The sequence below is a fragment of the Sanguibacter antarcticus genome, from assembly GCF_002564005.1.
GTDB classification, from domain to species: Bacteria; Actinomycetota; Actinomycetes; order Actinomycetales; family Cellulomonadaceae; genus Sanguibacter; species Sanguibacter antarcticus.
In genome coordinates this window covers 2,760,814-2,780,969 of record NZ_PDJG01000001.1, presented here as the reverse complement: position 1 = coordinate 2,780,969, position 20,156 = coordinate 2,760,814, and the positions used below count along the sequence as shown (strand labels likewise).

At 68.6% G+C, this 20,156-nt stretch carries 23 protein-coding genes; 12 read left to right on the top strand and 11 right to left on the bottom strand.

All coding sequences use genetic code 11. The annotated features are described in order from the left end of the window. Window positions 1-160: 160 nt before the first annotated feature. Window positions 161-1,144: an oxidoreductase gene (locus ATL42_RS12580; protein WP_098455647.1), complete on the bottom strand. Its 984-nt coding sequence runs from the start codon at window positions 1,142-1,144 to the stop codon at window positions 161-163. Window positions 1,145-1,192: 48 nt separating this feature from the next. Here ATL42_RS12580 and ATL42_RS12575 point away from each other — a divergent pair, with 48 nt between their 5' ends. Continuing rightward, complete coding sequence (locus tag ATL42_RS12575; protein ID WP_098455646.1) at window positions 1,193-1,612, top strand: MerR family transcriptional regulator; 420 nt, start codon at window positions 1,193-1,195, stop codon at window positions 1,610-1,612. Here the strand turns inward: ATL42_RS12575 and ATL42_RS12570 are convergent. After that, a complete protein-coding gene (locus tag ATL42_RS12570; RefSeq protein WP_245862514.1) occupies window positions 1,609-2,118 on the bottom strand; it encodes a GNAT family N-acetyltransferase in 510 nt (169 codons plus the stop codon). The two genes, ATL42_RS12575 and ATL42_RS12570, sit on opposite strands and share 4 nt — an antisense overlap. A gap of 225 nt (window positions 2,119-2,343) precedes the next feature. Here ATL42_RS12570 and ATL42_RS12565 point away from each other — a divergent pair, with 225 nt between their 5' ends. After that, complete coding sequence (locus ATL42_RS12565) at window positions 2,344-3,660, top strand: methyl-accepting chemotaxis protein (protein ID WP_098455645.1); 1,317 nt, start codon at window positions 2,344-2,346, stop codon at window positions 3,658-3,660. Window positions 3,661-3,735: 75 nt separating this feature from the next. Here ATL42_RS12565 and ATL42_RS12560 read toward each other — a convergent pair whose 3' ends face one another. Continuing rightward, on the bottom strand, window positions 3,736-4,584 hold the full coding sequence (locus ATL42_RS12560; protein WP_098455644.1) for an alpha/beta fold hydrolase: 849 nt from the start codon (window positions 4,582-4,584) through the stop codon (window positions 3,736-3,738). A gap of 116 nt (window positions 4,585-4,700) precedes the next feature. Between ATL42_RS12560 and ATL42_RS12555 the strand changes: the two genes are divergently transcribed. Beyond that, entirely contained in the window at window positions 4,701-5,267 is a 567-nt protein-coding gene (locus tag ATL42_RS12555; protein WP_098455643.1) for a TetR/AcrR family transcriptional regulator, read from the top strand. Here the strand turns inward: ATL42_RS12555 and ATL42_RS12550 are convergent. Continuing rightward, entirely contained in the window at window positions 5,206-5,934 is a 729-nt protein-coding gene (locus ATL42_RS12550; RefSeq protein ID WP_098455642.1) for an ABC transporter ATP-binding protein, read from the bottom strand. The two genes, ATL42_RS12555 and ATL42_RS12550, sit on opposite strands and share 62 nt — an antisense overlap. Continuing rightward, window positions 5,931-7,025 carry an FtsX-like permease family protein gene (locus tag ATL42_RS12545; RefSeq protein ID WP_098455641.1) on the bottom strand — a complete coding sequence of 365 codons (1,095 nt, stop codon included), beginning with the start codon at window positions 7,023-7,025 and terminating at the stop codon, window positions 5,931-5,933. Before ATL42_RS12545 ends, ATL42_RS12550 begins: the two co-directional genes overlap by 4 nt. A 166-nt stretch (window positions 7,026-7,191) precedes the next feature. Between ATL42_RS12545 and ATL42_RS12540 the strand changes: the two genes are divergently transcribed. Both ATL42_RS12540 and ATL42_RS12535 read left to right on the top strand, forming a co-directional pair. Further along, on the top strand, window positions 7,192-8,367 hold the full coding sequence (locus tag ATL42_RS12540; RefSeq protein ID WP_098456549.1) for a sensor histidine kinase: 1,176 nt from the start codon (window positions 7,192-7,194) through the stop codon (window positions 8,365-8,367). After that, entirely contained in the window at window positions 8,364-8,984 is a 621-nt protein-coding gene (locus ATL42_RS12535; protein ID WP_098455640.1) for a response regulator transcription factor, read from the top strand. Before ATL42_RS12540 ends, ATL42_RS12535 begins: the two co-directional genes overlap by 4 nt. Here the strand turns inward: ATL42_RS12535 and ATL42_RS12530 are convergent. Beyond that, on the bottom strand, window positions 8,877-9,467 hold the full coding sequence (locus ATL42_RS12530) for a GNAT family N-acetyltransferase (protein WP_098455639.1): 591 nt from the start codon (window positions 9,465-9,467) through the stop codon (window positions 8,877-8,879). The genes ATL42_RS12535 and ATL42_RS12530 overlap by 108 nt on opposite strands. A gap of 37 nt (window positions 9,468-9,504) precedes the next feature. Continuing rightward, window positions 9,505-10,335: a hypothetical protein gene (locus tag ATL42_RS12525; protein ID WP_143556760.1), complete on the bottom strand. Its 831-nt coding sequence runs from the start codon at window positions 10,333-10,335 to the stop codon at window positions 9,505-9,507. Window positions 10,336-10,542: 207 nt separating this feature from the next. Between ATL42_RS12525 and ATL42_RS12520 the strand changes: the two genes are divergently transcribed. Continuing rightward, window positions 10,543-11,631: an alkene reductase gene (locus tag ATL42_RS12520; protein WP_098455637.1), complete on the top strand. Its 1,089-nt coding sequence runs from the start codon at window positions 10,543-10,545 to the stop codon at window positions 11,629-11,631. Between the two features lie 279 nt (window positions 11,632-11,910). Here the strand turns inward: ATL42_RS12520 and ATL42_RS12515 are convergent, their stop codons facing one another. Further along, window positions 11,911-12,426 carry an SRPBCC family protein gene (locus tag ATL42_RS12515; RefSeq protein WP_098455636.1) on the bottom strand — a complete coding sequence of 172 codons (516 nt, stop codon included), beginning with the start codon at window positions 12,424-12,426 and terminating at the stop codon, window positions 11,911-11,913. Between the two features lie 12 nt (window positions 12,427-12,438). After that, window positions 12,439-12,897: a hypothetical protein gene (locus ATL42_RS12510; RefSeq protein ID WP_098455635.1), complete on the bottom strand. Its 459-nt coding sequence runs from the start codon at window positions 12,895-12,897 to the stop codon at window positions 12,439-12,441. Between the two features lie 208 nt (window positions 12,898-13,105). Here ATL42_RS12510 and ATL42_RS12505 point away from each other — a divergent pair, with 208 nt between their 5' ends. From ATL42_RS12505 to ATL42_RS12490, 4 genes are read left to right on the top strand one after another with little or no spacing between them, the layout of a single operon-like run. Beyond that, window positions 13,106-13,393, top strand: coding sequence for an SAV_915 family protein (locus tag ATL42_RS12505; RefSeq protein WP_098455634.1), 288 nt, complete (start codon window positions 13,106-13,108; stop codon window positions 13,391-13,393). Further along, window positions 13,390-13,680 carry a hypothetical protein gene (locus tag ATL42_RS12500; protein ID WP_098455633.1) on the top strand — a complete coding sequence of 97 codons (291 nt, stop codon included), beginning with the start codon at window positions 13,390-13,392 and terminating at the stop codon, window positions 13,678-13,680. The genes ATL42_RS12505 and ATL42_RS12500 overlap by 4 nt, the downstream gene beginning before the upstream one ends. Further along, window positions 13,680-14,849 carry a WXG100 family type VII secretion target gene (locus tag ATL42_RS12495; protein WP_098455632.1) on the top strand — a complete coding sequence of 390 codons (1,170 nt, stop codon included), beginning with the start codon at window positions 13,680-13,682 and terminating at the stop codon, window positions 14,847-14,849. The genes ATL42_RS12500 and ATL42_RS12495 overlap by 1 nt, the downstream gene beginning before the upstream one ends. After that, window positions 14,828-15,841 carry a hypothetical protein gene (locus ATL42_RS12490; protein WP_143556759.1) on the top strand — a complete coding sequence of 338 codons (1,014 nt, stop codon included), beginning with the start codon at window positions 14,828-14,830 and terminating at the stop codon, window positions 15,839-15,841. The genes ATL42_RS12495 and ATL42_RS12490 overlap by 22 nt, the downstream gene beginning before the upstream one ends. Window positions 15,842-15,847: 6 nt before the next feature. Here ATL42_RS12490 and ATL42_RS12485 read toward each other — a convergent pair whose 3' ends face one another. Beyond that, a complete protein-coding gene (locus tag ATL42_RS12485) occupies window positions 15,848-17,998 on the bottom strand; it encodes a GmrSD restriction endonuclease domain-containing protein (protein ID WP_211281817.1) in 2,151 nt (716 codons plus the stop codon). A gap of 163 nt (window positions 17,999-18,161) precedes the next feature. Between ATL42_RS12485 and ATL42_RS12480 the strand changes: the two genes are divergently transcribed. After that, a complete protein-coding gene (locus ATL42_RS12480; protein WP_169925423.1) occupies window positions 18,162-18,743 on the top strand; it encodes a GNAT family N-acetyltransferase in 582 nt (193 codons plus the stop codon). A gap of 14 nt (window positions 18,744-18,757) precedes the next feature. Beyond that, window positions 18,758-19,141 carry an MmcQ/YjbR family DNA-binding protein gene (locus tag ATL42_RS12475; protein WP_098455628.1) on the top strand — a complete coding sequence of 128 codons (384 nt, stop codon included), beginning with the start codon at window positions 18,758-18,760 and terminating at the stop codon, window positions 19,139-19,141. Here the strand turns inward: ATL42_RS12475 and ATL42_RS12470 are convergent. Then, window positions 19,138-20,145: an IS481 family transposase gene (locus ATL42_RS12470; protein ID WP_098453606.1), complete on the bottom strand. Its 1,008-nt coding sequence runs from the start codon at window positions 20,143-20,145 to the stop codon at window positions 19,138-19,140. The genes ATL42_RS12475 and ATL42_RS12470 overlap by 4 nt on opposite strands. Window positions 20,146-20,156: the final 11 nt, after the last annotated feature.

The following is a 20,156-nucleotide window of genomic DNA, read 5'->3' as shown; positions in this document are numbered from 1 at the left end:
CGATACATGTATGTACCAACGCATCGATACACTTTTCCAACGACGGTGGCGCCCCAGCGTGACGCGCCCGAGCGCTGGCGAGCCCCGCAGAGGCGACGGGGCCAGGCCCAGCGCTGGTGCTGCTCAGCGCACATTCCTGACGGCTGCAGGGCCGTGCTGGTCAGCTGTTGAACGGGTCCAGCCCGGTCGCAGCGACAGAGAGTGCCCAGAGCCTGTTCGCAGCGTCAGCGTCGACAGCCCACTCTTTGACTCCTCCGGCGGCGATGTCCGTGGAGTCGTCAGGCACGACCGCCGCGACGGAGGAGTCCTCGCAGTAGACCCCACCACGGGTGACCAGCTCGGGTGCAGTCGCGGCCCACAGGCCGGTCGCCGCGCCCTCGGCGGCGGTCTTGAAGAGCGGGTTCACGTTCCCGTCGGCGTCGATCCACTGACGCTCGATGAGCTCCTCACGAGGCATGTGGCGCTGGAGGTCGGTCATGATGCCACCCGGGTGGACCGAGTAGGCATGGATGCCGTCGGCGCTCGCCCGAGCGTCGAGCCCCACCGCGAAGAGAGCGTTCGCAGTCTTCGCCTGGCCGTACGCGACCCACGGGTCGTAGGGCGTGGTCTCGAAACTCAAGTCGTCGAAGAGCACCGGTGAACGGTGGTGCCCCACCGAGGAGTACGACACGACGCGAGCGCCCGTCTGCAGGAGCGGCGCCACGCCGGCGACGAGGGCGAAGTGCCCGAGGTGGTTGGTGCCGAGCTGGTGCTCCCAGCCTTGCCGGGTGCGCTGCTCGGGGGTCGCCATCACGCCCGCGACGTTGACCATGATGTCGATCGGGGTGCCGTTCTCGCGGACGGAGGCTGTGAATGCCGCGACCGACTCGAGGTCGCTGAGGTCCATCGGTCGGACCTGCACCCCGGCGACGGTCGCCAGGGCTGCTGCCGCGGCATCGGGTCGTCGGGCGGGCACGATCACGGAGACGCCTGCAGCCGACAGGGCCTTCACCGTCTCGAGGCCGAGCCCCGAATAGCCGCCGGTGACGATGGCCGTCGTGCCTGCCAGGGTGTGACCGGCGAGGACCTCGGACGCCGTCGTTCGATATCCGAACCCGGTGGTGAAGGGCTGCTGTCGGGCGATCATGTCTGCTGTTGTCGTCATGACACCGACGGTAGGACCTAGAGTGGACTCGAAGTCAAGGAGGGGCTCATGGCGATCGACGAGAGAGCGCCCGAGCGCACGTACAGCATCGGTGAGCTGGCGGATCTCGCCGGGCTGAGCGTGCACGCGCTCCGGTGGTACGAGTCCCAGGGACTCTTCCCGCGCGACGTGCCGCGCACCACGGCCGGGCGTCGCGTGTTCGACGCCGAGTCGGTCAGGTGGCTCGCGCTGCTCACACGGTTGAGGGACTCCGGCATGCCCGTCGCCGAGATGGCCCGGTACTCGGCGCTCGTGCGTGCCGGGGACGGCAACGAGGCCGAACGGATCGCCCTCATGCAGGAGCACGCCCGGTCGCTCGACGAGCAGATCGCCGAGCTCGAAGCCTGCCGAGATGTCATCACCGACAAGATCCACATGTACCAGGGAGCGTTGGCGTCAGGAGCGCGACGGCCGGTGTCGAGGGCCTAGAGCGTCCTGACCATCTCGACCTCGTTCTTCGTGGGGTCGAGGGTGTAAGGAACGGTGTGGCCGGTGGCGGTGAATCCTCGACGGTCGTAGAAGGTCCGTGCACGCACGTTGTCTTCATGGACGTGGAGCGTCAGGCGGTCGCCCTCCGTGCGAGCCCACGCCTCGATCCCCGTGAGCAGCGCATCGGCCACACCGGCCTCGGCGCCCCGGACGTCGGGAGCGACGTAGACGCCGACGAGGAGGGGACCGACCTCAGGATCGAGGACCAGCCCGCGCATCGTCCCGACCCACCGCCCCGAACCAGAGATCGCCGCGAGGACGATCTGGTGCTCGGCAGACCCGCGCTCGCCGCGCATCCTCCACTCGGCGTCGCCGTGGGCCAGCGCCTGCTCGAGCGTCTCGATGTAGCCCGTCGGGGTGTCACGGAGCATCTCGAGGCGCAGGTCGCGCACCTCGCGCCAGTCGTCGCCTGTCGTCCGCCGGATCGAGAATGCCTGGGTGCTCACGGGTGAAAGGTTAGCCCACCACGTTCCGGACGTGTCGACACAGAACGGCACGGAACGTCTCTCACAGCTGTGCGCTCCGCGCGCGCACGCGGTCCGGGGACGGGGATCGCCGTCGCATCTCGACGAATTCTCTTCAGTTGGCTGGTAGGCGGTCGATGAGGGGGCCAGACGATTCCGCACGCCACGACCGTGCAGACCACCTCACTTCACAGAATCTGGGACACCATGACAGCATCCGACGCTCCTGCACGCACCGGCTTCCGGGCCCTGCTCCCGGTCGGTCTGCCCCTAGCCGAAGCCGACTGGAAACGCCGGCACCGCATGGTGCTCATCGTCATCGGTGTGCACCTGCCGGCGCTCGCCGCACTTGCCGCGTTCGGTGGGCACAACGGCATGATGGCCCAGATCGAGTTCGTCCTCCTCGTCGCCATACCCGGGGTCGTCGCGCTCTCACCGGTGAACCGCACCCTCGCGTCCTCGGCCGCCGCGCTCTCGCTGCTCGGGACTTCCGCGATGCTCGTCGAGCTGCTCGGCGGCTCGACGTCCGCCCACTTCGACTTCTTCGTCAGCCTCGGCTTCATCGCGCTCTACCAGAGCTGGCCCGCCTACATCCTCGCCGTCGTCTTCACCGCGATCCACCATCTCTGGATGGCGATCTACATGCCGATGCACCTGTTCACGCCCGGGTCGATCGAGTCCACCAACCCGGTGCTCTGGGCGATGGTCCACGCTGCCTTCATCCTGGCCGGCGCCTGGGCGCAGATCACCTTCTGGCGCTTCGCCGAGGCCGCCCAGATCGGTGCAGCAGCCGCGGAGACCAAGGCCAAGGAGATGCTCGCCGAGCAGCTGCTCACCGAGAAGTCCGCTACCGACGACCGGGCAGCAGCAGCGCAGGAGATCGCCGAGGCTCTCGATGCTCAGCGCCGCGACCGTGCCGAGGTCGACGAACAGCTCACCATCCTTTCCGAAGCGACCAGCACCGTCTCTGGTGGCGTCACCGCCGCCTCCGACGCCGTCGGGTCTATCGACATCGCCATCCGGGAGATCTCCGGGAACGTGAGCGACGCCTCTGCCGTCTCCGGCAACGCAGTCGGACTGGTCACCGAGACCAGCTCGGTGATCTCCAAGCTGGGTGGCGAGGTCGAAGAGATCGGTCGGCTGGTCGGGGTGATCGCCGGCATCGCAGCACAGACGAATCTCCTCGCGCTCAACGCCACCATCGAAGCCGCCCGGGCCGGAGACGCAGGCAAGGGCTTCGCCGTCGTCGCCGGCGAGGTCAAGACCCTTGCACGTGACACAGCGACCGCCACCGAGTCGATCGGCGCGCTCGCAGAGCGCATCCGGACCGAGACCGACGAGGCTTTGACCTCGATGGTCAAGGTCTCGTCCGTGATCCTGCAGATCAGCGGGTTCACGACGAGCATCGCGACCGCTGTCGAAGAGCAGTCCACCACCACAGCGATGACCCGTTCGACGTTCGTCAAGGTCGCCGACGGAGCGAACAGCATCGCCGACACGATCCGAGAGCTCGCGAGCCGCTAGCGCGTCGACCGACGTCTCCGAGCCCGGGCGAGCGGGCCCGAGCCTGCCCGCCCGGGCCCGACGAGGGCGCAGCGATCAGCGCGCGAGCAGGTCCGCCAGCGCGGCGTCGACCTCGGCGGCGTGCGTCCAGAGCAGGCCGTGCGGCGCGCCCTCGACCTCGACGTAGGTCGCCTCGGGGAAGGACTCGTGGAACGGGCGTCCGGTCGAGTCGATCGGGAGGATCCGGTCGGCGGTGCCGTGGAGGATCAGCGTCGGCAGGCCGGCGGCGCGAACCGTCGCGATGTCGGACCGGAAGTCCGTGATCCAGGTGGGGACCACGGAGTAGGCGGCGTCGGGTGCGCTCGCGGCCGCTGTGGCCCAGCTGGCGCGCACGGCTTCCTCGCTGATGCGGGAGCCCAGGGTCTCGTCGAGGTTGTAGAAGTTGGCGAAGAAGCTGGTGAACCAGGCGAAGCGGTCGGCGCGCGCCGTCTCGGCGATGCCGTCGAAGACGGACTGGGGGACGCCGGTGGTGTTGTCGCTGGTCTGGAGCAGGAACGGCTCGAGGGATGCGAGGAAGCCGAGGCGGCTCAGGCGGTCGGTGCCGTAGGTGCCGACGTAGCGCGCGACCTCGCCGGTGCCCATGGAGAAGCCGACGAGCGTGACGTCGCGCAGGTCGAGGGTCTCGAGGAGGGTGTTGAGGTCGGCGGCGTACGTGTCGTAGTCGTAGCCGGTGGCGGGGTGGCTGGAGCGTCCGAAGCCGCGGCGGTCGTAGGTGATGACGCGGTGGCCGGCCTCGAGGAGCGTCCGGGCCTGGCGCTCCCAGGAGCGGCCGTCGAGCGGATATCCGTGGATGAGGACGACGGGCGCTGCGTCGGCGGGCCCGTGGTCCTCGTAGTAGATCTCGATGCTGGCGGAGTTCTCGGTCCCGGTGGTGACGTACGGCATGGTGGTGCTCCTGTTTATCCCAGGGGAGAACGATCGTTCTCCGTGATGTGGAATACAGTAGAGAACGATCGTTCTCAGCGCAACCCCTTTGTGATGAATACCGAAAGAAGTCCGTCATGCCCGACCTGACCGTCCGCGACGCCGTCGTCGCGGCCGCCGACGACCTGTTCTACCGCCGCGGCGTCCAGGCTGTCGGGATGGACGAGCTCCGCACAGCCGCAGGTGTCTCGCTCAAACGGCTCTACCGCGAGTTCGAGTCCAAGGACGCGATCGTCCTCGCCGTCCTCGACCACCGCACACGATCGTGGCAGGACTGCGTCTCCCGCACGGTCGACGCCGCGACGACCCCCCGCGACAAGCTCCTCGCGATCTACGACTACCTCGTCGACTGGACCGGCGACGACGCCTTCCGAGGCTGCGGCTTCATCAACACGTTCGGTGAGCTCGGCTCGGTCAACCTCGCGGTGGCCGACGCGGTCCGCGCCCACAAAGAGGGCTTCGCCGACTACGTCGCGAGGCTCGCCGAGGACGTCGGGCTCGACGCGGACGTCGCGCCCCAGCTCGTCCTGCTCGCGGAGGGCGCCCAGACCATGGCCGCCATCACGCAGGAGCCCGCCTGGGCTACCGCTGCACGGGCTGCGGCGTCGACGCTGATCGACGCTGGGCTCGCTCCGCGCTCGTGAGGCGCCCGTCCACCATCGTCAGGACGGCGTCCATCCGGGGAAGGTGCACGAGGTCGTGCGTGACGAGGAGCGTCGCCGTCCTCAGCGACACGGTGAGCGAGACCACGAGGTCGATGATCGCGGCGCCGCGCTCCTGGTCGAGCGCGCTCGTCGGCTCGTCGACCAGCAGGACGCTCGGGTCGTTCATGAGCGCCCGGGCGATGTTCACGCGCTGACGCTCGCCGCCGGAGAGCTGGCTCGGGCGCTTGTGCCGCTGGTCCGCGAGGCCGACCGCGTCGAGGAGCTCATCCGCCCGCCGTGCCACCTCGGCACGGCGCGCACGGCTGCCCCGGGCCCCGAGCTCGTTCATCACCCTCAGCTGGTCGTGCGCCGTGAGCGCAGGAAGAAGGTTCGACTGCTGGAACACGATGCCCACCGTGCTGCGACGCAGGTCGCTCGCCTCTGCAGGGCTGAGCTGCGCAGCATCGAGGCCACCGACGACGACGCGGCCGCTGTCGGGCCGGATGAGCGTCGCCGCGACCGCGAGGAGGCTCGACTTGCCCGAGCCGCTCGGCCCCGTGATGCCGGTGACGGTGCCCGGCTGCGCGACGAGTGAGACGTCGTCGACGGCGGTGACGCGCGACGCACCGTCCGGGAAGGAGAGAGTGACGTGGTCGAGCTGGATCATCGGTTGCTCCCGAGCGCGGTGAGGGGGTCGGCTGACGTGACCGAGCGCAGCGCCGTCGCCGCGCCCGCGAGCCCGAGAACGCTCATGACGAGCGCCGGCAGGAGCGTCGTCAGCGGGCTGAGCACGAAGGGCAGGACCTGCCCGGCCAGGGCACCGAGCACCACGACCACGACGGTCCCGACCCCGATGCCGATGCCGAGGACCACGAGGGCCTGACCCAGCGCGTCGCGCACCAAGGACCGTGTCGAGGCGCCGAGCGCCTTGAGCACAGCGACGTCCGAGGAACGCTGCATGCCCCACACGGTGAAGAACGCGCCGATGACCAGCGCGGAGACCGCGAACAGCATCGCGACCATGAGGAGCAGCGATCCTGTCTCGGAGCGGAACGAGCCGATCGCCACGAGCGAGCCGAGCCGAGACACCGAGACCGTCTGCGTGCTCGTGTCGGCTGCGGTCCAGTCAGCGGTCCCGGTCACGGCGAGCACCGTCGCGAACGCGTCCGGCGACCCTGTCGCGGCGGAGTACGACTGCCAGTCGGACAACGTCGTCCACACGACCGGCGTGTGGCTGTACCAGGAGTCGCCGCCGACCGCCGCGACGGTGTAGCCGGTCTCGTTGATCGTCACCGTCCCACCGACCTCGACGCCGAGGTCCGCCGCCGCGGCCGAGGACAGCGCGACGCTCCCGTCAGCCAGGCCGTCCCCGAGAGCAGCGTCCTCGAGCGCGGGCCCGGCGACGAAGCCGGGCTGGACCCCGAGCAGCGACACCGCCACCCGCACACCGCCCACCTCCGCACGCGTCTGCGAGACGCCCAGAGGCTCGACACCCTCGACGCCCGGCACCGCGGCCCACGCGTCAGCGTCGGCCTGCGAGACCGAGGAGTCCGCGAACTGCGGGTCCGCCCCGCTCGACAACGACGAGAACACCACACGGTCGACCGGCAGCGACCAGACTGCCGAGACGTTCTCGGACGCCAGGCCAGCGGTGAGACCGCTGAGGAACTGGACCAGCACGGTGATGAGCGTGACGACAGAGCCGATGAGGACGAACCGGCCCTTGGCCGAGCGGAGGTCGCGCCAGGCGACGAACATGAGGATCCCTTCCGTGCCACGTTCTCGCGACGCTCTAGACCTTCCATCAGACGTCGCCCCCGCGTCATCGCCCGCGCGACGGGCCTCCCGGGCTCGAACGGCGGACCCCGCCGTCCATCGTTCGAACGATGCGCCAGGCCACCCGGTCGGCGTAGTGTCGATCGACATGCCACCTGCCACGCTCACGCCCGTCTTCGTGGGTATGCGCACCGGCCTCCACGTCCTCGTCACGGGCCTCACGACGCTCGTCGTCGTCCGTGCGGTCCTCACGCCAGGACCCACGCGGGCAGTGGTCGTGGTCCTCGCTCTGGCATGGTTCCTCCTCTACTGCGCCGGCGGCGCGGTCGGCCGCCGAGCCCGCACGACGCTCCCGGTGCGGCTCTGGCTCCTCGCTCTCACCCTCGGATGGATCGCCATGGTGTGGCTCGAGCCCGAGCCCGCCTACCTCGTGTTCCCCCTCTTCTTCGTCTACATCCATCTCTTGCCCCGCCGCGCAGGCACGATCACCGTCTTCGCCACGACAGCCGTCGCGATCGTCGCCCTCGGCCTGCACGGCGGCTGGTCCGTCGCCGGAGCGGTGGGGCCGTTCATCGGCGCGTGCGTCGCACTCCTCCTCGGACGCGGTTACCAGGCGCTCGCCCGCGAAGCACGCGAGCACGAGGAGCTCGTCGCGCAGCTCGTCGAGACGCAGGGGCGGCTCGCTGCGACGGAACGGGAGTCCGGTGTCCTCGCCGAGCGTGCCCGCCTCGCCCGCGAGATCCACGACACCGTCGCGCAAGGCCTCGCGAGCATCCAGCTCCTCCTGCACGCCGCCGAGCGCGCCGACCCGGAACGAGGCCTCGAGCACGTGCGTCTCGCCCGCGAGACCGCCGCGACCAACCTCGCCGAGACACGGCGTTTCATCCGCGAGCTGGCCCCACCCTCCCTCGACGAGCGCGAGATCGGCGGCGTGCTGCGTCGGCTCGCACGCTCCCAGTGGCACGCGGAAGGCCTCGACGTGGACGTGCACGTGCCGGACGGTCTCGACCTGCCGATGCACGTGCAGACAGCGCTCCTGCGGATCGTCCAGGGCGCGGTCGCCAACGTGGTCAAGCACGCGGGCACCCGCTCGGTCGCCGTGACGATCACCCGCGACGCAGGCTCGGTCACCCTCACGGTCGCGGACGACGGAATCGGGTTCGATGTCGCAGAGACCAGAGCACGGGACGACGCAGGCCGTTCTGACTCGTTCGGCCTGCGGGCGACGCGCGAGCGCGTCGAACAGCTCGACGGGACCCTCCTCGTCGAGTCGGCGCCCGGTCACGGGACGACGCTCACCGTGGTCTTGGCGGTCCAGCCGTGATCCGTCTCGTCGTCGCCGACGACCACCCGATCGTTCGTGCGGGCCTGCACGCGCTCTTCGAGTCCGAGGACGGGTTCGCGATCGTCGGTGACGCGGCGACGGCCGACGAGGTGGTGGCGGTCGTCGAGCGCGAGCAGCCTGACCTCGTGCTCATGGACCTGCAGCTCGGAGCAGGGTCGTCGGGCGCCGACGCCACCCGGCGCGTGCGCGCGCTCGCGACGCCGCCGTACGTGCTCGTGCTCACCAACTACGACACCGACGCCGACATCCTCGGTGCCGTCGAGTCCGGTGCCAGCGGCTACCTTCTCAAGGACGCCCCTCCGCACGAGCTCCTGGCCGCCGTGCGCGCTGCCGCGGCGGGGGAGAGCGCCCTCGCCCCGGTGATCGCCTCGCGCCTCCTCGACCGCCTGCGCGCACCGCGCGTCGCCCTGAGCGCCCGCGAGATCCAGGTGCTCGAGATCGTCGCCGACGGCCGCTCGAACGCCGAGGCCGCTGGAGTGCTGTTCGTGTCAGAAGCGACCGTGAAGTCGCACCTCGTCCACGTCTTCGCCAAGCTCGACGTCTCTTCCCGGACCGCCGCGGTCTCCGAGGCACGACGGCTGGGCATCCTGCGCTGAGGCGGCACCGGGCTGTCCTCGACCGGTCGGCGGTGCGAGCGACCGCCCCAGGCACACGTTCTCCGGGCTCGCGCTGTAGTAGCCGAACGCGGGGACCGGCGTGTAGCCGTGGGAGCGGTACAGGCCGAGGGCCGCGGGGTGCTTCTGGTTCGACTCGAGGATCATCTCCGTCATCCCGGCAGCGATCGCCGAGGCCTCCAGCCACCTCAGGATGTCGCGTGACAGCCCGCGACCGCGCGCCTCGTCGACGACGTACATGCGCTTGAGCTCCGCGCGGCCGTCGTCGCGCAGCCGCCATCCGCCCATCGCGACCGGGACGTCGTCCACGTACCCGAGAGCGAAGGAGCCGCGCGGGGGAGCGAGCTCGCTCGCGCTGGCCGGGGCCGCGTCGGTCTGGCCGTAGATGGTGAGGTACTCCGCCTGGAGCCGCTCGACGAGCGCCTGGACGTGCGGATGGTCGTACGGGCGGAGCTCGATCTGCATGCGGACAGCCTAGTGAGCGATCAGTCCGCCGGACGGCTCACGCCTCCGGTTCGGCCAGCCCGCCGTCGCCCGCGACGATGTCGCCGCACGAGACCTCTTGGGCTGTCGTCACGACGGGATCCGCCGCGGCCGCGCCCTCCGCGACGACGTCGACCGTCCCGTCGGCGGCCACCCGTCCCCCGTCCGAGAGATCGACGAGGGTGCGTGTCACCGTCCAGGTCCCGCCCTCCTGCACCGCGCGGAGGCCAGCCAGCTGGAGGACGCCGACGACCTCGGTGCACCCGACGCCCGTTCCCTGGTCGGCGAACCCGCGATCGAAGACGTACGCGGTGTCGCTCGCGTCGACGGTCTGGGTCACGGCGCAGTTGATGAGCGAGAAGAGCTGGGCCTCGCGCCCGAGATCGACGAGGGCGATGGGGGTCGCGTCGTCGCCGACGACGTTCACGACGGCCGACGCGGGAACAGGGCTGGCCGAGACGATCGGGGTACTGAAGGTCGCGCCCGACGCCGTCGTCACACCGAAGCTGCGTCCAGAACCACCGGTCATCCACGCGGTGTCAGGAGCGCCGTCGCCGTCGACGTCGACGATCTCGGTCGTCGCTGCTCCCGCCGGTGTACCGACCTCGGTCGCAGTGCAACCAGCACCCGCGCCGGCTCCTGCGGAGGTCTCTGAGGCCGGGTCGGTGGTCGGGCGCAGGGCCGCGTCAGACGCTGCGTCGGTCGGTGTGGCGTCGTCGGTGCTGCTGCACCCCGTCAGCGAGAGGCCCGCCGCAGTGAGCGCGGCGACGAGCACGGCAGACCTGCGGCGTGGGGAGGTACGACGGCGCGGACGGCCGCGCCGGACGGGGGTGCTGCGCACTGTGGTCACGTGGTCTGGTCTATCACCTAGGTAACGGTGCCGCACCTGAAGAACCGGGCATACGCAGCGCAGACGTGCGGGCGCACCACGTGGCACGGTACCGCCCGACGGTCAGTGTCGTGCATCACAGACCGGAATATCCGGCCGTGCCGGAGGTTGACGCAAGTGGCTCCGTCCTCACTCGGGAGCCTTGCCTCGACGAACGGACCCACACCAGTGACCGACATCTTTGAACCCACGTCCTTCGGCTCTCTCGAGCTGAGCAACCGCGTCGTCATGGCGCCGCTCACGCGGATGCGTTCCAGTCTGGAGGGCGTGCCGGGAGACATCGTCGTCGAGTACTACACGCAGCGTGCCTCGGTCGGCCTCATCGTCAGCGAAGGGACGTACCCGTCGCCCGAAGGACAGGCGTACACCGGGCAGCCTGGCCTCGTCACCCCCGAGCAGCTCGCTGGCTGGCGTCGCGTGACCGACTCTGTGCACGCAGCGGGCGGACGGATCGTCGCGCAGGTCATGCACTCTGGCCGCGTGAGCCACTCGGACATCAACGGCGGACGGCCCGTCGTCGGACCGAGCGCCATCGCGATCGAGGGCGACACCCACACCCCGCAAGGCAAGGTCGCGTACCCCGTCCCGCACGCGCTGACGACGGACGAGGTGCACGACATCGTCACGACGTTCGTCACCGCGTCCCGCAACGCGATCGAGGCCGGGTTCGACGGCGTCGAGCTCCACTCCGCCAACGGCTACCTCCTCCACGAGTTCCTCTCGCCCGTGTCCAACCAGCGCGACGACGTCTACGGCGGGTCGCCGGAGAACCGGGCACGCCTCGTCATCGAGGTCGCGACAGCGGTCGCCGCAGAGATCGGCGCAGACCGCGTGGGCCTGCGCATCTCGCCCGCCCACAACATCCAGGGCGTCCTCGAGAACGACGAGGCCGACCTCGCAGCCGTGTACGGCACGCTCGTAGACGCGATCGCGCCCCTGGGCCTCGCCTACCTGAGCGCCCTGCACGTCGAGCCGTCTGGAGCCTTCGTCCAGGACCTGCGCGCACGCTTCGGCGGGCCGTTCGTCGTCAACTCCGGGTTCGGCACGATCACGACGCGTGACGAGGCTGCCGAGATCGTCGCGGCCGACGTCGCCGACGCCGTCGCGGTCGGTCGCCCCGTCATCGCCAACCCCGACCTCGTGCGCCGCTGGCGCGAGGACGCCGAGCTCAACCCGCTCAACCCGGCCACCATCTACGGCCCGGGCGCCGAGGGCTACACCGACTACCCGATGCTCGACGCGGTCCTGGCCGTCTGACGCACGTTCCCGTCGCCCGGTGCGACGACAGGAAGGCCGGGCGGCCCGCCAGGTGCGGGCTGCCCGCGCAGTATCTGCCTACTCCACCTTCTCGTCGGTGATCGATCCTGTGGCAGGCGGCAGCGACAGAGGTGAGCGTTCCTAGCCATCGCTCGGGCGGCCCGTCGGGCTGCGAGATCGAGCTCAAGGTCGAGCCGGTCTGTGCCGACATGACCTGTATGAGCGACGAACTCACGAACGTTCCAGGACTCGGTGCTGAAGCCCTCGCGTCTCTCCGGGCTAGGCGCGCTGCGCCGACCGGGCCTGCGACGCGAAGTGCTCGACCTGCGACGGGTAGTAGTCGCTGAACTCCGGGAGCGGCAGGCCCTCGCGCGACGCGATGAGCATGTCCAGGTGGTACTCCCACCCCGGCCCGCTGTTCTTCGCGACGTTGGGGTCCTCGAGGTGCTGGATGAGCTCGAGGAGCGTGCCGCCGTGCTCGCCTGCAGAGAGCATGACCTCGAGGTTCCACTCACCAGAGTCGTCGATGAGGGCGACGAGGAGCCGGCGCGGAGGCTGGCACGCGTCGATGCGGATGTCGCTCCACGGGGCGCCCTCGTCGGCACCCATCCGCACCTGCACCGTGCTCCCAGCACGGGCGTCACCACGCCAGGGACCGAACCATCCGGCCGTTCGGTCAGACTCCGTGAGGCTCGCCCAGACGTCCTCGACCGGTGCGGTGAACGTCCGGGTCAAGGTCATCTCGAAGCCGTCAGGTCCTGATCGGGTGACACGTCCGGTGGCTCTGCGGGCCATGTAGTTCCTCTCTCATGCGGAGAGCGCCAGGCGCTGACCGACTAGGGCGAGCAGGTCCGAGATGCTGCAGCCTCGCTGCACGGCGCACGCGCACAGCGCGATGCTCGCAGCCCTCAGGAAGTATCCGAGGGCGCCGAGCGAGTGCGCCGGGCAGTCGCCGATCTCGTCGACCAGCTCAGGTTCGATGAAGGTCAATCCTCGCAGAGAGAGAGCGTCGTCAAATCTGTTCGCGATCATGACCGCCGACGGGAACGCCCCGCGGTAGTCACCGTCGGTCTGTGCGCGAGTCTCGCGCAAGGCGGTCTCGACAGATCCGCCGTACGCACCCAGCACCGCTGCGTCCCCAGCGAACACGTTCCACATCGTCCAGGTCGCGGCGAGGACGCAGACGCGTTCCTCGACCGGGAGCGCGACGAACTCCTTGAGCTGCTCGATGTTCGCCTCAGGCGCGAGCAGATGAGCGGTGAGCATCCCGAACGACTGTCGAGCATGCTCTCCGTCCACAACCACGTGTAATGCAGCATTCATGTTTTTCATGTCTACCCCCACCATCATGATGCGAGATGCGGACCGGATCTGCCCAGCGAAACGCCCGACGATCGCCCTTGTGGACAACTCCATCGAGCCCGTGCGAGCGGGCTAACGTGCATGTATCGCCCGAATCGACCACAGGGGAGCCATGACCGACACCGCCCGCCGCCCGCTGCCGCCCATGCTCTACGTCCCCAGCGCAGGACCGTCCCCGGACGGCTCCCTGCTCCTCGACTTCCGCCGCATCGAGGACGGACGGCTCGCCCTCCTGGCGTACACGGCCCTCGACCGCCTCCACGCAGGGTGCGGCACCCATCAACCGTGGGCGCTCCTCGCAACCCAGACCCTCGACGAGATCAACGCGCAGCAGCCCTACGACCTGATCCTCCTCGACGTCTCGCTCCCTGCCGAGCTCCGCCGGACGGCCGCCGCATGATGCGCTCGGGCGGCCTCTCCGCAGCCGACGGAACCCTGAGCAGCCTCGCGACGACCGTCACTGCCGGTTCAGACCTCCTCGAGGGACTTGCCCCGCTCGTCCCGCCCGTCCCGTCGGCCGGCGACGCCTCGCTCCTCGTCGCCGAGCTCATGACCCACCTCGTCACCGCCGCATCGGTGCTGTCCACGGACGCGCTCGAGGCAGCAGCCCGCCTCACCACGTCGAGCACCACCTATGCCAGTGCCGACCAGTGCTCAGCCGACGCTCTCCTCGTGACGGCGCACTGATGCCCATCGACACCGCGGTTCCCGGGGACCCCGCCGCCGTCCGCGCCGTCGCGACATGGCTGCGCACGACCTTCGCGCTCGCGGTCTCTGGCTACACCGACAACATCACGTCTGCTCGCACGACGGCGGGTGCGGACTGGGACGGCAACGCGAGCTGGGGCTTCCAGAACGTCATGACGACGCTCGCCACCCACGGCAGCGACCTCGACGCCGACGCCCAGACCGCTGCGACAGGGCTCGACACCTACGCGACAGCGCTCGAGACCGCCCAGGCGACCATGGCGGCCGTGCGAACCGCGGCGACGCTCGCCGGGCTCGTCGTCGTCGCGGAGCAGATCCATGCGCCAGGCCCGGCTCCCGTGGCCCCGCGCGGACCCGTGCTTGTCGGTGCCACGTCGTCACGAGCAGCGACGCCGTTCGACCGCCCGACCGTCGACCTCGTGGCCCACGAGATGAAGGTCGCGGCGTACGTGAAAGCCGAGGACGACGCAGTCACCGTCGCGGCGTTCCGCGCGGACGCGATCGCCGCGATCAAGACGATCCCTGACGCGACGGCGGTGCGGTGGGGACTCGTCTCGGGAACGTTCGTCGGCACGTTCCGCGGCATCGCCTACGGCGTGCGTGTATCGACACTCAAGGACCGCGGAACAGTGCTCACCAACGACGTCAAGGTGCTGGAATCGAGATACGTCAACGCTAGAACCGTGCAGGAACGGGCTTTTCAGGAGAACCTGCGCGCGAGCAAGGCGAGCGAGCTTCGCGTCCTGACGGAGGATCTCAAGCAGTCCCCGCACTCTCGGACCGGGCGACTCTGGGCCGGACGCCTCCCGATCGTCGGGACCGCAGTGACCCTCGCAGGCGTCGGTTGGGACGTGCACGAAGGCAAGTCTGTGAGCACTGCACTGGTCGGGGCCGTCGTCGCGACGGGGACAGGCATCGCCGTCACCGTCGTGTTCGCATCGGGCCCGGTCGTCCTCGTGGCCATCGCGGCGACCGGGACGGCGATCGCACTCGGCTGGACGGCGGAATGGTTCTGGGAGAAAACGGTGTCTGAAGACGTCAGAGCCTCGATCGACGACGGCTTCGAGTGGGTGGCCGACAGCGCGAAGGCCACCGGATCGTGGATCGCTGACGGTACGTCGTCCGCGTGGGGACTGGTGACCTCATGATCAAGGGCAGGGCTGAGAAGAGGCGTGAAGCGAGGTACGGCGACTCCGCGCACGAGAGCAGGGCAGAGCAAGCAGCCGCCGAGGCGCGGATCCCGAGAGTCGGCCCACGAGGAAAGTTCCGGCACCTGCCGTGGCCAGAGCGCTTCACCCAGGTGTCGAGGACTCCTGCAGTTCTCTCCATGGTCGGTGTGGCGGCCTATGGCTCGCTGTGCGTGTGGGCAGGCCTGAGAGCGATTGCTGAAAATGACCCTGACCCCGGAGCGCGCGCGGTCGGAGTGATCGGGGTCCTCGTGCTGCTCTTTCTCGTGCCGCTCTATCGCGCCCGGGTCCGCCGTCGTGTCCGGTCGACGTACGGGGTACGGACCGGGACGTTGCGCCCACATAACCGAGGGCTGCTGCTTCCGTACGCGCGCGGGACGACGCTGCTGTCCTGGATCGGAGTGCTCGCCGGGCTCGTCGGCGCGGCCGTCATGATCACCGTGATCCCGCTGTCGTCTGTCGGGGGCTACCGCCAGGACATGGCAGCTCCGGCCGGAGTGTGCGTCGCGGCAGGCGCTCTCTGGTGGGCAGGCTCGCTGCTTCTCACGGGCTGGCGCAAGAGGGGGGTGCTCATCAACGCTGACGGGGTCGTGCTCTACGGGACCGGTGGACGCCACGTCGCGCGCTGGGACCAGATCGCGGAGGTGGAAGCAGTCGGGTTGCTGCACGAGGAGCGGTACGAGGGCATCCATATCCGGGTGTACGCGAACGGGGCAGCCGGTGGAGACGGCCCGGTCGTACCTTCTGGATGGCTGATCCGGAGACTGCACCTAGGCATCGACCCGGTCCTGACCCACCAGATCCTCTGCTTCTATCGGGAGAATCCTGCGGCCCGCGCCGAGCTGAGCGGGCCCGCGGCGGTCCACCGACTGAAGAACGCCGACGTCCCGGCCTATGTTCAGCCGAACGTCGCTGCGGACGAAGGGCACCGTCAGTGGATAGCGACGTCGTGACGTGACCTACACCGGTGGGGTCGCTGGTGCGGGCGCCATCACCAGAGCACTTCGGTACTGCTCGCGAACATCCCCTAGTCGCCTGCCGTCGGCTAGAGACCAGAACTTCCAGCCGTTCGTCGAGCCGCCCCGAACCCGCTTGGCAGCAGCCGACGGGGACTCGAAGGAATCATCGCCGACTCGGATCGTTCCGCTCTCTCCGACAAAGCCCAGCTCACCAGAACTGCTCCCGCTTCGCGGTGTGAGCGAATCTCCAACGCTCAGCAACCCGGCCTTGACAAGGTCCTCGATCTCCACAACCGACTCCGAGTCTGGCTTTCGCACACGAATTTCTCCGGTATGACCCGCGGGCACCACCCACGTGTCGAGGAGCGCGTCGATCACGAGCAACGTGCGTCGGTCGATGAGCCCCTCGTCCCAGCCTGCGGAGCCGTTGTGCCTGACCCATTGGTTCATAAGAAGCACATCGTGCGCTGCGAGCTGCGCGAGCTTGCCCTTCTCGCCCAACCATGGCCCGTTCGAGATCGAGGTGTTGAGCGCACCGGTGAGCAGCGTGAGGTTTCCGAGTCGGTTGACCCGTGATTCGCGGTGGATTCCTTCTTCCGCATCAGCGATCGGCCAGGACGCACGCCAGGACTGGGGGAGCAGGTGCTCGATGTGCAGGTTGTCGCCACGCAGCGCACGGCTCCCCGTCTTCACACCGCCGTCGCGTGTGAACCCCCGTCCATGGTCCTCCACGGCCTGCAAGATCATGCGCAGCTTGGCGCGCTTGAAACGGCTGTATGCCGGAAGCGCCTTCAGGTCCTCACGAATCTCCGCGTCACCGGGCCAGTAGGTGCTGGCGCTGTCGAGTCGCGCAAGAAGTGCCTCGACGCTCTGGCCTACGTCTGGCGCGTCGACCGTCTGGACGATGCGGACGAGCTCCGCGACGATCCGGCCAAGGTCTGACGATGTCAGACGCAGCAACGACCGGCGCACCAGCCAGCTCTCGACTGCTGCGATCGCGCGATGCCGTGCCGACTCGGGCACGTTCACGTGATCATCGTGCAGGCTGATGAGCAAAGGCTTGATGAGCTCGCTGCCGATTGCTTGCGTCCGGTAGACCGCTAGCTCCACCGTGCTCAGGTGTGCATCGGCCTGACTCGCACGTTCGACCCAGCCGCGATACATCTGCGCCTGTCGTTTGATCCGTGGGAGGAGCTCCGACATCTTCTCGCGGTTCTCGTGCTCGACGAATCGTTTGAACCGAGCGAAGGTCGCGCGGGGACTGATCTCTTCTGCGGTCTGAGCGATGAGCCATTGGTTGAGGAACAGCGAGCTCCGGGCCATAGAGACGCGACCGACGCTGACCGACGTCTCCCAGAAGTCGCTTTCGAAGAACTGCCAGTCCGATCGATACGCCAGCTCCGTGTCGGCACCTTCCTGGCTCAGCTTCTGGAACACGAAGTTCTTGATGAGGTCGGCCGCCGTGAGAGGTGTGCCACGGGCGTTGAGGGTTTCAAAGATCTCCTGGGAGTCTTCCTCGTGTCCGAGAGTGATGACAACGAGCTGGAGTCCGTCAGTCAGCGCGTTGACCAATGCCTCCGCTCGCAAGCGAGCGTCTCCTTCGTCGGTCAGCCAGTCTCCTGCCTGACTGACGAAGAATGCGTGCGCCTTGACGATCTGCGAGTCCTTCAACGCGAGGGTGCTGTGCTCAACAGGCACTTCGGCCGAGAGAACTTCCCGGAACGCTGCACGGTCACGGTTTGTGGGCCACACCTTGAAGCGGTCGTCAGGTTCGGTGCAGAACGCAACCGGATTGGTGGTGAGGAGCTCGAGACGTTGGCGCAGCAGCTCGAATCCAGCCTCGGTGAGTGCAGACGCCACTGCGTCGAACAGAAGCTGCAGGGTGGTCATACGTTGCTGCCCGTCGATGATGGTCCACGTGCTCATCGACCCTACGGTGCTCAGCTGTTGTTGGAGCACGACGGCACCGAGGAAATGTGGTTTCGACCGCATCTGACCATTGACAAATCGGTCAGCGATCGTCGTGATGTCTCGCCAGAGAGGAATCCACTGCTCGGCCAGGTCCCACACGTAGGCGCGTTGAAAGAGTGGGACGACAAGACGCTGCGGGTGGTTGAACAAGACGAGCGGCGTATGGGCGGCGGTATCCACAGTTCTCCTCAAGGGTGCGTGCCGTCGTCGTCGGCACTCGGCACGTCATCGGCGCGAACTGTCGTTGACTTGACTCAGAGGGAGCCTATTCCTCCGAGGTCACGATCGAGGCTCATGCACTGTGCATCGCAGCAGTGTCGTTCCCCCTCGCTACCGTGTACCCGTGCTCCCCGTCTTGACCACCGTCCCGCAGTCCGCCACCGAGCCCGTCACCGACCGGCTCGTGCTCTCGCGTCCGCAGGCGCACGACATCGATGCGATCTGGCAGATCCACTCCGACCCGGAGACCAACAAGCACAACCCGACCGTCCCGATCCGGACCCGGCACCAAGCAGCCGATCGTCTCTCGTGGTTCACCGCGCACTGGGACGAGTTCGGCTTCGGGTACTGGAGCGTCCGGCTCCGTGATCCACAGCGGCCCGAGAACAACGGACCCGGTGAACCGATCGGCTTCGCCGGGCTCCGCTGGTCACGATGGGCCGGTCGCAACGTCGTCAACCTCTACTACCGGCTGACCCCCGCAGTCTGGGGGTGCGGGCTCGCGAGCGAGGCCGCACGCGCGAGCGTCGCGCTCTGGCACGAGTACCTCAGCGACCACCCGCTCGTCGCCCGGACCACACCAGACAACGTCGGTTCCCAACGCACAGCGCTCGCCGCCGGGTTCGAGCGCCGACCAGACCTCGACCGCACGACGGCACTCGGGCGCGACATCGTGCTCGCCCTCGGATGGAAACCCACGCCGTGACTCGAGGAGACCGCATGGACGGGCCGGAGATCCAAGCGGCTGCGATGGCCACAGCCCGGGAGCTGCCCGACGTCGCGCACGAGTTTCCGTTCGGTCCCGAGCACGACGTCTTCAAGGTGGTCGGCCGCGTCTTCCTCATGGCGACCGAAGCCACCGGCGAGCCGATCATCACCCTGAAGTGCGACCCAGACGACTCTCACGAGCTGCGACGCGAGCTCCCCTCGATCACCCCGGGGTATCACGTGAACAAGAAGCACTGGATCTCGGTCGCCGCCGGGCCAGGCCTCACGCCGGACCTCGTCCACGAGCTCGTCGTCGACTCCTACCTCCTGGTGGTCGAGGGTCTCGCGCGTGCTCGTCGGCCTGTCCTCCCCGATCACCTGCGACGGCTCACCTAGATGTTCTGTGTCATGACGTTGGTGACACGTGCTGGCATGCGTGAGGCTGGGGGTCGGTCACCGATTGCAGTATGGGGTCGATGGTAGTTGTAGTGGATGTTCCAGACGGTGATCGCGTTGGCCCGCTGTGTCTCTGAGGTCCATTCGGTGGCGTAGAGGAGCTCTTCGGCGAGCGTGCGGTTGTAACGTTCGACCTTGCCGTTGTGCTTGGGCGTGTGGGGGCGGATGCGCTGGTGGCGGGCGGCGGTGCCCGCGATGGTGCGGTGGAAGTCGCGGGCGCGGTAGTTCGACCCGTTGTCGGTCACGACGCGGGTGAACCGGGTGATTCCGTGGGCGGTGAAGAACGCCCTCGCGCGGGCCCAGAACGCGATCGTGGTGACTGCTTTCTCGTCGGGCAGGGCCTCGGTGTAGGCCAGGCGGGAGAACCCGTCGACGGCCGAGTGCAGGTAGACGTATCCGGCTCTGGCGCCCCTGGTCTTGGCCCGGTCAACGGCCTTGGCTGCCTCGGATCCGCGGCCGTGAGCCCGCCAGCCGCCACCGTCGGGGATCCGCCCGACCTTCTTGACGTCCAGGTGGACCATGTGGCCGGGATACCTGGCCACGATCTTCTTGATGACTCGGTTGCTCGCGCCGGTGGGGTCGATGTCCCGGCGCCGGGAGATCCCCAACCGGCGCAACCAGCGGGCGACGGTCACGGGCGCGATCTGATGACCCTCACGGACCAGCTCGAGATGAATCTGTCGGGCCGTCCACTTGTGGGTGCGGCGCAGTTCCTCGATCCGTACGACCACCTCGGGCGGGGTCTGGGTCGGGGACGAGTGCGGGGCGCTGGACCGGTCGACCAGACCGACCTCCCCGACGGCTTCGTAGCGGCGCAACCACTTCGTCACCGTCTGGCGGGCGACGCCCGCCTCGGCCGCGACGTGAGCGATCGGACGGTACTCGCAGCGCTGCACCAGGCGCAGTCTTCCGGCTGGGGTCAACGGGGCATTAGCGTGGGTCATGAGGGGTAGGT

Excerpts from the sequence above, each read along its gene's own strand:
- ATL42_RS12505 (WP_098455634.1), top strand. The coding sequence starts at position 13,106 with ATGACCGACACCGCCCGCCGCCCGCTGCCGCCCATGCTCTACGTCCCC.
- ATL42_RS12550 (WP_098455642.1), bottom strand. The coding sequence starts at position 5,934 with ATGATCCAGCTCGACCACGTCACTCTCTCCTTCCCGGACGGTGCGTCG.
- ATL42_RS12470 (WP_098453606.1), bottom strand. The coding sequence starts at position 20,145 with ATGACCCACGCTAATGCCCCGTTGACCCCAGCCGGAAGACTGCGCCTG.
- ATL42_RS12530 (WP_098455639.1), bottom strand. The coding sequence starts at position 9,467 with ATGCAGATCGAGCTCCGCCCGTACGACCATCCGCACGTCCAGGCGCTC.
- ATL42_RS12475 (WP_098455628.1), top strand. The coding sequence starts at position 18,758 with ATGGACGGGCCGGAGATCCAAGCGGCTGCGATGGCCACAGCCCGGGAG.
- ATL42_RS12500 (WP_098455633.1), top strand. The coding sequence starts at position 13,390 with ATGATGCGCTCGGGCGGCCTCTCCGCAGCCGACGGAACCCTGAGCAGC.
- ATL42_RS12515 (WP_098455636.1), bottom strand. The coding sequence starts at position 12,426 with ATGGCCCGCAGAGCCACCGGACGTGTCACCCGATCAGGACCTGACGGC.
- ATL42_RS12545 (WP_098455641.1), bottom strand. The coding sequence starts at position 7,025 with ATGTTCGTCGCCTGGCGCGACCTCCGCTCGGCCAAGGGCCGGTTCGTC.
- ATL42_RS12555 (WP_098455643.1), top strand. The coding sequence starts at position 4,701 with ATGCCCGACCTGACCGTCCGCGACGCCGTCGTCGCGGCCGCCGACGAC.
- ATL42_RS12495 (WP_098455632.1), top strand. The coding sequence starts at position 13,680 with ATGCCCATCGACACCGCGGTTCCCGGGGACCCCGCCGCCGTCCGCGCC.
- ATL42_RS12575 (WP_098455646.1), top strand. The coding sequence starts at position 1,193 with ATGGCGATCGACGAGAGAGCGCCCGAGCGCACGTACAGCATCGGTGAG.
- ATL42_RS12565 (WP_098455645.1), top strand. The coding sequence starts at position 2,344 with ATGACAGCATCCGACGCTCCTGCACGCACCGGCTTCCGGGCCCTGCTC.
- ATL42_RS12560 (WP_098455644.1), bottom strand. The coding sequence starts at position 4,584 with ATGCCGTACGTCACCACCGGGACCGAGAACTCCGCCAGCATCGAGATC.
- ATL42_RS12580 (WP_098455647.1), bottom strand. The coding sequence starts at position 1,144 with ATGACGACAACAGCAGACATGATCGCCCGACAGCAGCCCTTCACCACC.
- ATL42_RS12510 (WP_098455635.1), bottom strand. The coding sequence starts at position 12,897 with ATGCTCACCGCTCATCTGCTCGCGCCTGAGGCGAACATCGAGCAGCTC.
- ATL42_RS12540 (WP_098456549.1), top strand. The coding sequence starts at position 7,192 with ATGCCACCTGCCACGCTCACGCCCGTCTTCGTGGGTATGCGCACCGGC.